The sequence below is a fragment of the Pseudomonas sp. S4_EA_1b genome, assembly GCF_016307435.1.
GTDB classification, from domain to species: domain Bacteria; phylum Pseudomonadota; class Gammaproteobacteria; order Pseudomonadales; family Pseudomonadaceae; genus Aquipseudomonas; species Aquipseudomonas rhodesiae.
The window spans coordinates 1-1,510 of the sequence record NZ_JAEILC010000130.1; the positions used below are offsets into that span (position 1 = coordinate 1).

1 protein-coding gene is annotated in these 1,510 nt (G+C 63.8%); it reads right to left on the minus strand.

Annotated features, from left to right (window positions below; genetic code table 11):
• Positions 1–33: 33 nt before the first annotated feature.
• The coding region (locus YA0848_RS31185) for a Tn3 family transposase (RefSeq protein WP_198731487.1) at positions 34–1,510 on the minus strand (1,477 nt) is incomplete at its 5' end.

Sequence of the window (1,510 nt, forward strand, 5' to 3'; positions counted from 1 at the left end):
GGGGAGCCCGCAGAATTCGGAAAAAATCGTACGCTAAGGTTTTCCGGGCAACCGTAGCGGCCTGAACTTCCCGTCCTCCAGCCTGCGGCTCTGCCGCCAGACGTAATCGCCGGTCAGGTTGATGTGTTCCCAGCCCAGCGGCGACAGGTATTGCAGCAACTCACCGTTCACCGGCTTGCCGACCTCGACCAACCCCTGAGTGGCGCGCTCCAGGTACACCGTGTTCCACAACACAATGGCGGCCGTCACCAGGTTCAGGCCGCTGGCCCGGTAGCGCTGCTGCTCGAAGCTCCGATCCCTGATCTCGCCGAGGCGGTTAAAGAACACCGCCCTGGCCAGGGAGTTGCGCGCTTCACCCTTGTTCAGTCCAGCATGCACGCGGCGGCGCAGTTCGACGCTTTGCAGCCAGTCGAGGATGAACAGGGTGCGTTCGATCCGGCCCAGCTCGCGCAGGGCCACGGCAAGGCCATTCTGGCGTGGATAGCTGCCGAGCTTTCGCAGCATCAGCGAGGCAGTGACGGTGCCCTGCTTGATCGAGCTGGCGAGGCGCAGGATGTCGTCCCAATGGGCGCGGACGTGCTTGATGTTCAGGGTGCCACCAACCATTGGGCGCAATGTCGGGTAGTCCTGGACGCTATTCGGCACATACAGCTTGGTTTCGCCGAGGTCGCGGATGCGCGGTGCGAAGCGGAAGCCCAGCAGGTGCATCAGGGCGAAGACGTGATCGGTGAAACCGGCCGTGTCGGTGTAGTGCTCCTCGATCCGCAAGTCGGACTCGTGGTACAGCAGGCCGTCGAGCACATAGGTGGAGTCACGCACGCCGACATTCACCACGCGGGTGCTGAACGGTGCGTACTGGTCGGAGATATGGGTGTAGAACAGTCGCCCCGGCTCGCTGCCGTACTTCGGGTTGACGTGCCCGGTGCTTTCGCCCCGGCCGCCCGCCCGGAAGCGCTGGCCATCGGAGGATGAGGTGGTGCCGTCGCCCCAGTGGGCGGCGAAGGCATGGCGGTACTGGTGGTTGACCAGCTCGGCCAGGGCCGCCGAATAGGTTTCGTCGCGGATGTGCCAGGCTTGCAGCCAGGACAGCTTGGCGTAGGTCAGGCCGGGGCTCGACTCGGCCATCTTGGTCAGCCCGAGGTTAATCGCATCGCCCAGGATTGCTGACAGCAGCAATGTCCTGTCTTTGGCCTCGGCACCGTCCTTCAGGTGGGTGAAGTGGCGGCTGAAACCCGTCCAGTCGTCCACATCCATCAGCAGTTCGGTGATCTTGATGCGCGGCAACAGCTGACTGGTCTGGTCGATCAGCGCCTGCGCGGTATTGGGCACCGCAGAATCCAGCGGGGTGATCTTCAGCCCGGACTCGGTGAGGATGGCATCGGGCAGCTCGTTGTCCTTGGCCAGCCGGGTTACGGTGGCCAACTGCTCGTCCAGCAGCTGTAAGCGCTCTTCCAGGTACTGGTCGCTGTTCGGGTTGATCGCCAGGGGCAGGGCCTGTTCCCGCTTGAGC